The organism is Promineifilum sp. (SeqCode) (assembly GCF_041918635.1).
GTDB lineage: Bacteria > Chloroflexota > Anaerolineae > Promineifilales > Promineifilaceae > Promineifilum.
This window is the reverse complement of sequence record NZ_JAYRVJ010000640.1, coordinates 1-11,846: the sequence shown is the minus strand read 5'-3', so window position 1 is coordinate 11,846 and position 11,846 is coordinate 1. Positions and strand designations below refer to the sequence as shown.

Below are 11,846 nucleotides of genomic sequence, written 5' to 3'. Positions count from 1 at the left end.
TGAGCCTGCGCGAGGAGCTGGAGCCGGCCCCGGAAGCGCCGCGGCCGTCGCCGTTCAAGCGGCTGCTGGGGCGATTTGGAGACTAAGCACAGGACGCTGAAGACCTGTCAGGACAGAAAATATTGGTTGCGCGGCGCATTGTGATAGAATCCACAAGTGGAAGAAAATGATGAATTAGGAATGAGGAATTATGAAGCGCCTCTCGCACCCATCATTCCTAATTCCTAATTCCTAATTCATAATTGCCTGGTCGGAGATGGGCTTGTGAGAAATAGATCACTGATCACGTGGGGCATCATTCTGGCTATCCTGATCGGCAGCGGCGTGCTGACCATCTTGCTGCCGGCGCTGCTGGGCGGCGAGGGGGCCACGCCTTTGCCGAGCACTCCATCCTCCGTGACTATCCCGCTGCCCGTGCCCATCGGCGGGCGCAGCGAGCTGACCCTGCTGAGCTGGCAGGCCATGCTGGCGCTGGCCCTCCTGGTGCCGGCGCTGGTCATCGGGGCCGGGCTGACGCTGGCCCTGGTCTACATCATCCTCTCCCGCCTGGTGGCTCGCAACGCCGCCGACCCCGAACGGCAGCAGAACGCCACCGCCCTGCAAAAGCGCCAGGACGAGCGCATCAAGCAGATGCGCCAGACGCGGCCGACCAGCCGCGCCCCCGAATCCACCTGGCGGCGCTGGCGGGTCATCACCACCGGAGCCATCATCCTCATGTTCGTCGCCTTCGCGACCTTCCTCATCGCCAGCCTGCTCTTCCCCGACCGCCAGATCGTGCGCCAGGACAATATCGTCAACATCGTTAGCCTGGCCGTCTTGGCGGCGCTCCTCATCGCCCTGGTCATCATGATCTTCGCGCTGCGGGCGGATCGGCTGGCGGCCATCGACCAGACGGAGAGCCTGGCCATCCCCTGGGACATGATCGCCGTGGTCGTCACCGGGCTTTTGGTCGTTGGTTTGGGCATTGGGGTCATTGCCATTCTGAACGCGCCGCAGTAAAATCCCGTCGCCCTGGCGCGCCGCTTCTCTGGCGCGCCGGCCACCGTTCAACCGAATCGTGTGTTTGTGGTAGAGCCGGCATGTCCGGCCACTTGCGCGTATAATGCCCGACGCGCAAGCCGATGAGTGAGCAGGGCATTCGCGGATAATGCAGACTACTCGGATGTATTTTCTTAATCGGCGTAATCTGCGAAATCTGTGGATTCTTCTTCTGCTGGGGGGCCGGGATAGGTTCACTATCCGGCCGTGAGTCGGTACAAAGGATTTGAATCTATCGAGGGTTTGGGAATAGACGAATGGGACGTTTGAGACATCCGATTATTGTGGCAATACTGGTGGCGCTGTCGACGCTGGGGCTGCGTTTCCTGTTTGAGTACATCCTGGCGCTGCCGCGCGCGTCCAGCGCGGAGGCGATCCCGATTGACCGGCTGTTCAACGGGCACTACTGGATGATCGCCTTCCTCTTCTCGCTCATCATGGTCATGATGCTCTACGCCGTCTTCGTCTTCCGCCGCGGGGACGACGACGAGACGGACGGGCCGCACATCCACGGCAACACACGGCTGGAGATCGGCTGGACGATTGTCCCCACCCTGGTCGTGCTCGGCTTTGGCGTGTGGGGCGCGATCACGCTCAACGAGATCACCCGGCCCAAGCCGCAGGAGATGGTCGTCAACGTGACGGGCAAGCAGTGGGTGTGGAGCTTTGGCTATCCGGAGCAGGAGGACATCCTCTCGGCCGAGCTGGTCATCCCGGTCAACCGCACCATCGTGCTGAAGATGAACGCCGAGGACGTGATCCACTCCTTCTGGGTTCCCGAATTTCGCGTGAAGCAAGATCTGGTTCCCGGCCGGGAGACGACGCTGCGCATCACGCCAACCGAGACGGGCGACTTCGCGCTGCGCTGCGCCGAGATTTGCGGGTTGAACCACACGCAGATGGTCGCCACCGTGCGCGTCGTGAACGATGAGGCGTTCACCGCCTGGGTGGCGGAGAAGAGCGCCGCGCCGGCCTTCGCCGAGATGACGCCGGAAGAGCGCGGGGCCTACTGGCACAGCGCCGAAGGCTTCGGCTGCATCGCCTGTCACAGCCTGGACGGCGCGCCCGGCGTCGGCCCGACGTGGCAAGGTCTCTATGGCCGCGAGGAGCAGCTGACCGACGGCTCGACCGTCACGGTGGACGACACCTACATCCGCGACTCCATCCTGGACCCCAACAAGCAGGTGACGGCCGGCTTCAACCCCAATCTCATGCCGCAGAACTACGGCGACCAGTTCGCCGCCCGCCAGCAGGAGATTCAGACAGCCGAGGGTGTGGACATCGACATCGTCGCCGACTTCATCGCCTTCATCCAGACGTTGGAGTAGCTTTCTGAGGGAGCAGATATGTTTAAGACACTTCGGATTATTCTATCGTCGGCCCTGATCCGCGGCATCGTCGGCCAGATCATCGGCATGGCGTTGGGCTACGGCTTCATCGCCGGGCTGCGAGCGCTGCGCGGGGCCGATACCCCCTGGATTTACGAGCCGGCGCTGGCCTTCGGGGCGCTGGTCGGCGTGCTGGGCTTCCTGCTGGCCGCGGGCGTGCTGAGCGACTGGCTGCGCTGGGTCGTCGGCCGGCGCACCCCGCTGCGCCATGGCGCGCCGGAAGGCAAGCCGGAATGGTCGCGCTACTTCAACGTGGACTTCAACCACAAGGTCATCGGCATCCAGTACGGCATCTCCAGCCTGCTCATCCTGCTGATCGGCGGCACCTTTGCCATCATGTTCCGCATTGAACTGGCCCAGACGGGGATGCAGTGGTTGACCAACACCCAGTTCAACACCCTGTTCAGCGCCCACGGCATCATCATGATCGCCGCTATCCTCGGCGGCGTGGGCGCGATGGTCAACTACCTGGTTCCGCTGATGATCGGCGCGTCGGACATGGCCTTCCCGCGCCTGAACGCCTTCAGCTTCTGGGTGTCCGTCCCCGCGGCGCTGCTCATCCTGGGCGGCATGGCCATCGGCGGCTGGGACACCGGCTGGGTGGGCTACGCCACGTTGAGCCTGCGCGCCCCGGCGGGCATGGTGCTCTTTCTGCTGGGCTTCTACATCGTCGGCTTCTCGTCTATCGCCGGTTCGGCCAACCTGCTGGTCACCGTCGCCACCATGCGCGCCAAGGGCATGGGCCTGTTCCGCATGCCCATCTTCGTCTGGGGCGCCGTCGCCGCGTCTATTATCCAGTTGACCTCGACCCAGACGGTGGCCGTGGCCCTGACCATGAGCGTGGCCGAGCGCGTCATGGGGCTGAACTTCTTCGACCCGTCCGGCGGCGGCAATCCTATCCTCTACCAGCACCTCTTCTGGTTCTACTCGCACCCGGTGGTCTACGTCTTCGTGCTGCCCGGCCTGGGCGTCATCAGCGAGCTGCTGCCGGTGTTCGCCCGCAAGCCGCTCTTCGGCTATCGCTGGGTGGCCCTGTCGAGCCTGGGCATCGCCCTGGTCGGCTTCCTGGTCTGGGCCCACCACATGTTCACCTCGGGCATGGCCGACGCGCTGCGCGTGCCGTTCATGTTCTCGACGATGCTGGTGGCCGTGCCCACGGGCGTCAAGTTCTTCAGCTGGATCGCCACCATCTGGGAGGGCAAGCTGCCCAAGAACCCGCCCACGCCGCTGCTCTTCGTGCTCGGCTCCATCTCCGTCTTCCTGATCGGCGGCGTGACCGGCCCCATCCTGGGAACCATCCCGACCGACCTGCACCTGCACGACAGCTATTGGGTGGTCGGCCACTTCCACGCCACCATGTTCGGCGGCTTCATCTTCCCGTTCTGCGCGGCGCTATACTACTGGTATCCGAAGATCAGCGGGCGCATGTACAAGGAGTCGCTGGGCAAGCTGCACTTCTGGCTGATGCTGCCCGCGTTCTGGGTCATGAGCATCGGTCAGATGAGCGTCGGCCTGCTGGGCATGCGCCGCCGCATCGCCGACTATGACCCGGCCCTGGGCATCGAGACGACGCACGTGCTCATCACGCTGTCGGCGCTGGTCATCGGCTGGTCGATCCTGATCATGATCTACAACTTCATGGCCAGCACGCGCATGGAGCCGGCCGCCGCGCCGAACCCGTGGCGCTCGCGCTCGCCCGAGTGGCAGATCCCCAGCCCCGCGCCGGAGTTCAACTACGACGTGCCCTTTGAAGTGGTGGGCGACCCCTACGATTACGGCCTGGCCGATGCGCGCTACATCCGTGACGTGCCGGCGGGGACGCCGGTCGCCCCCGTGCCGTCGGGAGACTAATAGAGAAGCGAAGCAAGACCTGACAGGTCTGGAGAGAGTAAGCTGTGGTAGAGAACGAGACGAAACCTGTGAATGGCGATAAGAAGGCGGCCGCCTACCGGCTGGGGCTGATCACGCTGCTGATCCTGGCCGTGCTGACCGCCGCCGAATACTTTGTGAGCATCTACCTGGGGTCGCTGGTGCTGCTCTTCATCATCGCCCTGGTGAAGGCCGCCATCATCGTCCAGAACTTCATGCACATCGCCCGCCTGTGGCGCGAGGAGAGTCACTGATGAGCGCAGTTACCGCGCCGGCGCACGACGCGCACGCCGAGAGCCACGGGCACGAGCTGCCCTATCATCAGCAGTTGCGGGCCAACCGCCTGGGGTTGTGGCTGTTCTGCTTTTCGGAGCTGTTCCTGTTCGGCGCGCTGTTCGCCTCCCGCTTCGTGCTGTGGGGCAACACGCGGCCGGAACTGAGCCAGGTCATCGGCCTGATCGCCACGTCGGTGCTGCTGCTCAGCAGCTTCTTCATGTACCGGGCCGAGATGGGCGCGGCCCACGGCGACCGCACGAAGTTCCTGCGCGGCGCGCTCATGGCCGCCCTGCTGGGCACGCTGTTCTTCGTGATGGTCGTCGTGCTGGAGTGGAACGTCTTCGGCCTGGAGGGCAACCTGTTCGGCATCGAGATCTTCGGCCACCTCTCGACGGCCGACGGCGTCTATGGCGGCGTCTTCTTCGCCATGACGGGCATGCACGCCCTGCACGTCCTGACGGGCATCGCCCTCATCCTCATCATCTGGTGGAACGGCCGCCGCGGCCGCTACACCCCGGAGGATCATTGGGGCGTCGAGGCCACGGCCATCTACTGGCACTTCGTGGACGTGGTGTGGGTCTTCTTCTACCCGGCCCTCTATTTGATGGGCCAAGCCGTGTAGGGGCGGGTTTCAAACCCGCCCTTACAAGGGATGCCCATATGGTAGGGGCGGGTTTCAAACCCGCCCTTCCAAGGGATGCCCGTATGGTAGGGGCAGGTTTCAAACCTGCCCGTACAAGGGATGCCCATATGGTAGGGGCAGGTTTCAAACCTGCCCGTACAAGGGATGCCCGTATGGTAGGGGCAGGTTTCAAACCTGCCCTTACAAGGGATGCCCGTATGGTAGGGGCGGGTTTCAAACCCGCCCCTACAACCGCGATTTTCCAATATGGATCCTATCGCCCGGGCCGCCCTCTCCTCCTGGAGTTGGCGGCTCGAAGTCATCATCCCGCTGCTCATCCTGGCCGCCCTCTTCCTGACCGGCTGGTTCCGGCTGCGTGCGCGCGGCGACCGGACGGGCTGGCAGTCGTTGGGCGCGCCGTGGCGGCCCGTGTCCTATCTGGCCGGGCTGGTCGTCGTCGGCATCGCCCTGATGTCGCCGCTGGACGTGCTGGTGCAGCAGTTGTTCTTCATGCACATGATCCAGCACTTGCTGCTGATCATGATCGCCCCGCCGCTCCTGCTGCTGCCCAACCCCATGCCCTTTATGCTGTGGGGGCTGCCCGCGCCGCTGCGTCTGTCGGCCGGCGCGGCGCTCAACCGGGTCATCCACAAGGAGTCGGCCCTCGGCCGGCTGCTGCGGCCGGCCACCAGCGCCGTCGCCGTCTGGTTCATCTACCTGGTCATCATCATCGGCTGGCACGACCCGGCGCTCTACAACGCGGCGCTGCGCAGTGAGTTCGTCCACGACCTGGAGCACCTGACCATGTTCCTGGCCGGGATGCTCTACTGGTGGGTCATCAGCGGGGCGGGGCCGCGGCTGAACAAGCAACCCAGCCGCTACGCCAAGATCGGCTTTTCCATTGCCGCCGTGCCGCCGGCGATGGCTCTGGGCATTGTGCTGGCCTTCAGCCCCGGCCCGGTCTACTCCTTCTACAACGACATGCCGCGCCTGTGGGGCATCTCCGTCATGGACGACCAGCGCATCAGCGGTATCGTCATGTGGATCCCCGGCGGCATGATGCACTTCATGGTGGCGCTGGCGCTCATCTTCCGCATCCTGACCGGCGAGGGGCGCAAGCCGAGCCAGAAGGGGCCGGCCTGGAGCGACGAGGATGCGCTGGCCGCGCCCGGCGCGGCCGGAGGGCAGGCGTGAGTCGAATCGGCGCGCTGGCGCGTGCCCTGGTGGGGCGGCGCTGGCGGTGGGTAACGCTGGCCGTGCTGGCCCTGATGGCGGTGCTGGCCCGGCTGGGGGTGTGGCAGCTCGACCGGCTGGCCGAGCGCCGCGCCGCCAACGCCCAGCTGGCCGCCGCGCTGGCCTCCTCCTACATTTTCGTCAACGAGGACGTGACCGCCCAGGCCGGGCAGCCGCCGGCCGCGACCGACCCTGACCTCGCCAACCGGGACGTGTTCCTGACCGGCGAGTACGACTTCGCCCAGCAGCGCATCCTGAAGCTCCAGAATTGGGAGGGGCAGCCGGGCGTCCACCTGATCACGCCGCTGGTGCTCGAATCGGGCGCGGCCGTGCTGGTCGACCGGGGCTGGATACCGGACGCGGAATACGAGGCGGGCCACGCCTTCGACGAGGCGACCGGCCCGCAGACGGTCAGCGGCTACATCGCCCTGACCGAGACGCTGCGCCGCGCCGCGGCCGGCGCGGCCGAGCCGGGCGTGGAGCTGTTCCGGGTGGACGTGGCCGCCATCGCCGGGCAGCTGCCCTATCCGCTGGCCCCGTACTACGTGAGGCTGGCCCCCCAGAGCGAGCCGGACACGACGCTGCCCGTCGCGATCGCCAAGGAGATCGACCTCTCCGAAGGGTCGCACCTGAGCTACGCGGTGCAGTGGTTCATCTTCTCGCTGGGGTTGGGCGTGGGGTATGTGCTCTACGTCAACCGCTGGCTGTCGCAGCAGGAAGCCGAGAAGAAGAATCCGCAGATTACGCAGATTACGCAGATTTAGGCCCCGCGCCGCGAGGTGGTGTAGGGGCGGGTTTCAAACCCGCCCCTACGACGTGCCATCTACCCATGTAGGGGCGGGTTTAAAACCCGCCCCTACGGCTGCAAACGTGCAAGAGATAAGTTCCTACTAAATAAGTGCCTGTCACCATGTTGACACTTTCAAGTCACTGTATAATGAGTACCCAGCGAGATTCTCGAAAGGGCTGGAACCCTGCCGTTGTTAGAAAGCGTCTCTGATAGACAGGTCGCGCCGGTTTACTCTTAGAATCGGCGTCATCTGTGAAATCTGTGGATTCTTATCATGGAAACGACCGGACGATTGCGCGAGGGATGGCCGTCACTGTTGCTGGTGTGGGCGATGTTGCTGGTGGCCAGCACCGCCGTCTTGCAAGCCGATCTGGTGGACGGTCTGTACGTGCTGCCCATCGTCGCCACGGTGGCGATGGTGGCCGGCTGGCTGCTGGCGAAAAGCGTTTTCTCCGACCGCACCGCCCACATCTTCGCCATCATCTACGGCATCTTCTTCATCTTCTTCTTCGTCGGCACCACGCTGCCCTATGAGGGGCCGTGGCGCGAGCGCGTCTTCGACCTCATTCGCCGGCAAGCGGACTGGATGCAGAAGGCGGTCAGCGGCGGCATCAGCCGCGACGGCATCATCTTCGTCATCCAGACGACGACCGTCTTCTGGCTGCTCGGCTATCTGGCGGCCTGGTACACCTTCCGGCGCGGCCGGGTGTGGCGCGTGATCATCCCGGCCGGGGTGGTGCTGCTGAGCGTCGTCTACTACTACAACGGCCCCCGGCCGCTGCTGGGCTATCTGGCGCTCTACACCCTGCTGGCCCTGCTCTTTGTGGCCGTCACCCACCTGACCAGCGAGGAAAGCCACTGGCGGCGCGACGCCGTGCGCTACGACCGGGGCATCCAGTTCGACTTCCTGCGCGCGGGCTTGGTGGCGGCGCTGGTGGCGCTGCTGCTGGCCTGGAGCCTGCCGGGGCTGAAGGCCAGCACGACCATCAGCGGCGCGGTAACCGAGGCCGGCGGGCCGTGGCGCGCCTTCCAGGACACGTGGACGCGGCTCTTTTCCTCCCTGCGCTCCTACGGCGCGGGGACGAGCGACCCCTACCAGAACACGCTGGTGCTGGGCGGGCCGCGCAACGTCGGCAACGCGCTGGTCATGGACGTGCAGGTGGGCCAGGAGTTGCCCTATGGCGTCTACTGGCAAGCCATCGCCTACGACACCTATGACAACGGCGGCTGGCAGGCGGCCGAGAACGACGAACCGGAGTTCATCCACTACCCCGACGACGGCGCGCTGAACGTGCCCATCACGCTGTCGCGCAACGTCATCACCCAGACCGTCACCAACTACCTGCCCAACTCCAGCATCCTCTACGCCGCCCCGGAGGTGCTGAGCACTGACCGCCAGATGATCGTGGACGCCGGCTACGATCCCGAGGGGCGGGCGCTGATCACGTCGCTGCGCTCGCGCTTCATCTTGCGCCAGGGCGACCGCTACGAGGTGACCTCGCAGGTCTCGCTGGCCGACGGCGGCAGCCTGCGCGCCGCCTCGTCCGACTACCCGGCGTGGGTGACCGACCGCTACCTGCAAGTGCCGGACAGCATCACGCCGGAGACGCTGGCGCTGGCCGAAGACCTGGCCGGCAACCAGCCCACCGCCTACGACAAGGCGATCGTCATCCGCAACTACCTGCGCAGCAACATCAACTACAACGACCAGATCGCCGCCGCGCCGCCGGGCGTGGAGCCGATCCATTACACGCTGTTCGACATTCAGGAGGCGTACTGCACCTATTACGCCTCGGCCATGGCGATCATGTTGCGCTCGCAGGGCGTGCCGGCGCGCATGGTCAGCGGCTACGCCCTGGGCGAGTACGACTCGGCCAGCCAGAGCTACCGCGTGCGGGCCGTCAACGCCCACACCTGGGTCGAGGTCTACTTCCCTGAGTACGGCTGGATTCAGTTCGAGCCGACGCAATCCCTCCCCGTCTGGGAGCGGCCGAGCACGACCGACCCCAACCTGAGCAGCGCCGTCGACTCGGCCCTCGCGCCCGATCCGGCGAGCCTCTTGCCGCCGGAAGACCTGACCGACTTCGAGCGGGCCGACGGCCTGCAAGAGGGGCTGGAGGCGCAGGGGGACGCGGCGCGCCGCCGCGCGATCGGGTGGCGGGTAGCCATCGGGGTATTGCTGCTGGCGCTGGCCGGCGGGGCGATCTACGTGACCACGACCTACAACCGCCGGGTGGAGGCGGACGTAGACCGCAGCTATCTGCGTCTGGGCGACTGGGCGCGCTCGCTGGGCATCCCCTGGCGCACGACGCAGACGCCCTATGAGCAGGCGGATTCGCTGGTGGCCGTTGTGCCGGAGGGGCAGCAGCCGGTGCGCAACCTGACGCGCCAGTACGTGCTGCGCCAGTTCAGCCCCGCCCGCGCCTCCGACGCCGACTTCGACCCGCGGCAGGAGTGGCGGGTGTTGCGGCCGTTGCTGCTCAAGAAAAGCGTCTCTAACTTCCTGAACCGTTCCAGGAAAAAGGGTTAGGTTCTGTTGTAGGGGCGGGTTTCAAACCCGCCCCTACTGCGTTCCTAGACGCGGGATACCATCCCGCGCTACAATCCCCTTCATTGTGGACAACCAACCCCTCAACGCCCCCGCCGCGGCCGACGCGGCTGAACTCTTGCGCCACGTCGAGCGGCTGCAGGCGGCCGTGACGGAACAGCAGCGCACCCTGATGCGCGCCCCGGACGAGGCGGCGCGCGCGGCGGCCCTGCGCGGCACGGGCCTCCTGGTGCGCCAGCTGGCCGAGATGCAGGAGGCCGCCCAGCGGCTCGACAAGGAGTGGCGCGCCCAGGCCACCCGGCAGGGGCGGCTGCGCGCCCTGCAAGAGGTCGGCGCGGCCGTCAACTCCTCGCTCGACCTGCCGGTCGTGCTACAGCAGGTCATGGACGCCATCATCCGCCTGACGCGGGCCGAGCGGGCCATGCTGCTGCTGTCCGACGGCGGCGAACTGGAAGTCAAGGTGGCCCGCAATATATCGCAGGAGACGCTGGGCAACGAGGCCTCAGGCGAGATCAGCCGCAGCATCGTCCGCCGCGTGGCCGAGACGGGCGAACCCATCGTCACCCTCAACGCCCAGGAGGACGAGCGCTTCTCTTCGCAGCACAGCATCGTCAGCTACAAGCTGCGCTCCATCCTGTGCGCCCCGCTCAAGATCAAGGGCCAGACCATCGGCGTCATCTACGCCGACAACCGCATCGCCAGCGGCATCTTCGGCGACGCCGACCGCGACCTGCTGGCCCTCTTCGCCGACCAGGCGGCCGTCGCCATTGACAACGCCCGCCTCTTCCACGAGGTGGCGGAGATGAAGGAGTTGATGGACAACGTCTTCGCCTCCATCGCCAGCGGCGTCATCACCATCGACGAGACCGACCGCGTGGCCCTCTATAACCATGCCGCCGAGCGCATCCTGGGCGTGCCGGCCGAGTCGGTGCTCTTCCAAACGTATCGCGCCGTGCTGGCCGCGCTGGGGCTGCCCATTGACCACCTGGTGCAGGCAGTGAAGCGCGAGGGGCGCACGCACAGCGCCGAGATGGACCTGAGCGCCCAGCCGCGCAGCAGCGCGACGACGGTCAACCTGACCGTCTCGCCGCTGCGCACGGTGGAGAACGAACGGCTGGGCGGCGTGGCGCTGCTGCTCGATGACGTGTCGGAGAAGAAGCGGGTGGAGAGCCTGCGCCGCTATCTGCCGCCGGCGCTCGTCGACCGGGTGCGCGACCTGGACGCGGCGCAACGGCCGCAGCGGCGCACCATCACCGTCCTCTTCGCCGACATCCGCGACTTCAGCCGCTACGGCGAGTTCGTCGATCCGGAAGCGTTGATTCAACTCGCCAACGGCTTCTTCACCGAGGCGGTGACGGCCATCAACGAGCACCACGGCCTGATCGACAAGTTCATGGGGGACGCGGTCATGGCCCTGTTCAACACGCCGCTGAACCCGATGGAGAATCACGTCGAGCAGGCCGTCCGGGCCGCGCTGCGCATTCAGGAGCGGCTGGCGGCCTACCAGCGCACGCTGCCGCCGGATCGGGTGCTGCACTTTGGCATCGGCCTGCACACGGGCGAGACGGTCGTCGGCAACGTGGGCAGCGCCCAGCGCAAGGACTACTCGGCCGTGGGCGACGTGGTCAATCTGTGCAAGCGCTTGCAGGAGTTGGCCGGCCGCGACCAGACGATCATCAGCCGCGACGTATACGACCAGGTGCGCCACCTGGCCCGCGTGGAACCCCTGCCGCCGGTGCAGGTGAAGGGGCGGCGGACGTTGGAGGAAGTTTACCGGCTGGTGAGTTTGGTATAAGCGCGGGGGAGCAGGGGGGTGGGGGAGCAGGGGAGCGAAGAAACAGAGTCCGCATCCTCAGATGCGGGCGGCCCGTCACGAATCGAGCATCCTCAGATGCGCGGTCTGATTCTCCCCTGCTCCCCCGCCCCCCAGCTCCCCGCTCTTACTCCGGCACATGCGGGTGCAGCGGAAACGCCTCCTCCGGCGGTTCCTCGTCGGGGAAGGGCGGCAGGTCGAACAGCTTGCGCCAGGCATACGTGCCCAGCAGCTTCATCGAGGCGATGACCGGCGCGGCCAGAATGGCC

The 11,846-nt window shown here is 66.0% G+C and carries 9 protein-coding genes; all 9 read left to right on the top strand.

Annotated elements, in window-relative coordinates; genetic code table 11:
- Positions 1 to 264: 264 nt before the first annotated feature.
- The 9 genes from ACE3UY_RS18835 to ACE3UY_RS18795 all read left to right on the top strand — a co-directional run bounded on the left by ACE3UY_RS18835 (position 265) and on the right by ACE3UY_RS18795 (position 11,559).
- Positions 265 to 999: a hypothetical protein gene (locus ACE3UY_RS18835; RefSeq protein WP_374689021.1), complete on the top strand. Its 735-nt coding sequence runs from the start codon at positions 265 to 267 to the stop codon at positions 997 to 999.
- A 323-nt stretch (positions 1,000 to 1,322) separates the two neighbouring features.
- Complete coding sequence (gene coxB, locus ACE3UY_RS18830; RefSeq protein WP_374689020.1) at positions 1,323 to 2,366, top strand: cytochrome c oxidase subunit II; 1,044 nt, start codon at positions 1,323 to 1,325, stop codon at positions 2,364 to 2,366.
- 18 nt (positions 2,367 to 2,384) lie between these two features.
- Positions 2,385 to 4,277 (top strand): cbb3-type cytochrome c oxidase subunit I, encoded by a 1,893-nt coding sequence (locus ACE3UY_RS18825; protein ID WP_374689019.1) that lies wholly within the window; start codon positions 2,385 to 2,387, stop codon positions 4,275 to 4,277.
- A 68-nt stretch (positions 4,278 to 4,345) separates the two neighbouring features.
- Entirely contained in the window at positions 4,346 to 4,549 is a 204-nt protein-coding gene (locus ACE3UY_RS18820) for a hypothetical protein (protein WP_374689018.1), read from the top strand.
- The gene (locus ACE3UY_RS18815) at positions 4,549 to 5,193 is read left to right on the top strand and encodes a heme-copper oxidase subunit III (RefSeq protein ID WP_374689017.1); all 645 of its coding nucleotides are present in this window, start codon (positions 4,549 to 4,551) and stop codon (positions 5,191 to 5,193) included. The genes ACE3UY_RS18820 and ACE3UY_RS18815 overlap by 1 nt, the downstream gene beginning before the upstream one ends.
- Positions 5,194 to 5,460: 267 nt before the next feature.
- Complete coding sequence (locus tag ACE3UY_RS18810) at positions 5,461 to 6,387, top strand: cytochrome c oxidase assembly protein (RefSeq protein WP_374689016.1); 927 nt, start codon at positions 5,461 to 5,463, stop codon at positions 6,385 to 6,387.
- A complete protein-coding gene (locus tag ACE3UY_RS18805) occupies positions 6,384 to 7,190 on the top strand; it encodes an SURF1 family protein (RefSeq protein ID WP_374689015.1) in 807 nt (268 codons plus the stop codon). Before ACE3UY_RS18810 ends, ACE3UY_RS18805 begins: the two co-directional genes overlap by 4 nt.
- A gap of 300 nt (positions 7,191 to 7,490) precedes the next feature.
- Positions 7,491 to 9,746, top strand: a complete 2,256-nt coding sequence (locus ACE3UY_RS18800) for a DUF3488 and DUF4129 domain-containing transglutaminase family protein (protein ID WP_374689014.1) — start codon at positions 7,491 to 7,493, stop codon at positions 9,744 to 9,746.
- 85 nt (positions 9,747 to 9,831) lie between these two features.
- Positions 9,832 to 11,559, top strand: a complete 1,728-nt coding sequence (locus ACE3UY_RS18795; RefSeq protein ID WP_374689013.1) for an adenylate/guanylate cyclase domain-containing protein — start codon at positions 9,832 to 9,834, stop codon at positions 11,557 to 11,559.
- Positions 11,560 to 11,846: the final 287 nt, after the last annotated feature.

What these genes read in the sequence shown, in the direction of transcription:
- ACE3UY_RS18810 (WP_374689016.1), top strand. Translation starts at nt 5,461, where the DNA reads ATGGATCCTATCGCCCGGGCCGCCCTCTCCTCCTGGAGTTGGCGGCTC.
- ACE3UY_RS18800 (WP_374689014.1), top strand. Translation starts at nt 7,491, where the DNA reads ATGGAAACGACCGGACGATTGCGCGAGGGATGGCCGTCACTGTTGCTG.
- ACE3UY_RS18815 (WP_374689017.1), top strand. Translation starts at nt 4,549, where the DNA reads ATGAGCGCAGTTACCGCGCCGGCGCACGACGCGCACGCCGAGAGCCAC.
- ACE3UY_RS18825 (WP_374689019.1), top strand. Translation starts at nt 2,385, where the DNA reads ATGTTTAAGACACTTCGGATTATTCTATCGTCGGCCCTGATCCGCGGC.